The sequence below is a fragment of the Xanthobacter autotrophicus genome (assembly GCF_030015065.1).
In the GTDB taxonomy this organism is placed as follows: Bacteria; Pseudomonadota; Alphaproteobacteria; order Rhizobiales; family Xanthobacteraceae; genus Xanthobacter; species Xanthobacter autotrophicus_D.
In genome coordinates this window covers 1-469 of record NZ_JAIVFN010000369.1, presented here as the reverse complement: position 1 = coordinate 469, position 469 = coordinate 1, and the positions used below count along the sequence as shown (strand labels likewise).

The window sequence follows — 469 nt, the reverse complement described above, 5'->3', positions numbered from 1 at the left end:
CACCAGGAGCCCGCCATGTCCGATATCGATACCGACACCGCCGTTGCCGCCTACACCGTCGCCCTGTGCGATTTCCCCGAGCTGCCGTCCCGCGAGCGCACCGCGGCCGAGGGCCGTTACGCCCGGGTGCTCGAACGCCAGCTCGGCGGCCCGGAAGGCGTGGCCGAAACGCTCGCCGCGGTGCAGCGGCTGCAGGACGGCGACGAAGTCCCCGAAGGCACCGATGCCATGGCCATCGTCAACCGCTGGGCGCGCGCGGCGGTCGCCGCGCGCACGGCCGGCATGCAGGGTCTGGGCGAGTCCGAGGGCGCCTACTTCGACGTGCGGATCGGTTGACGCCCGCCATGGCGTCCGCCCCCGAACCGTCCGCTCCCACCCTGCAGGCCTTCGACCGGGAGCGCACCGCCGCCGCCCTGCCCTTCGCTGCGCTCGCGCAGGCCATCGAAGCCGCCGCCGCCGACCTCCAGGC

General features: G+C 74.4%; 1 protein-coding gene. It reads left to right on the top strand.

Features of this window, described 5'->3' with window-relative positions; translation table 11 throughout:
- On the top strand, positions 1 to 336 hold a 336-nt coding region (locus tag K9U40_RS23565), incomplete at its 5' end, for a hypothetical protein (protein ID WP_282892485.1).
- Positions 337 to 469 lie beyond the last annotated feature (133 nt).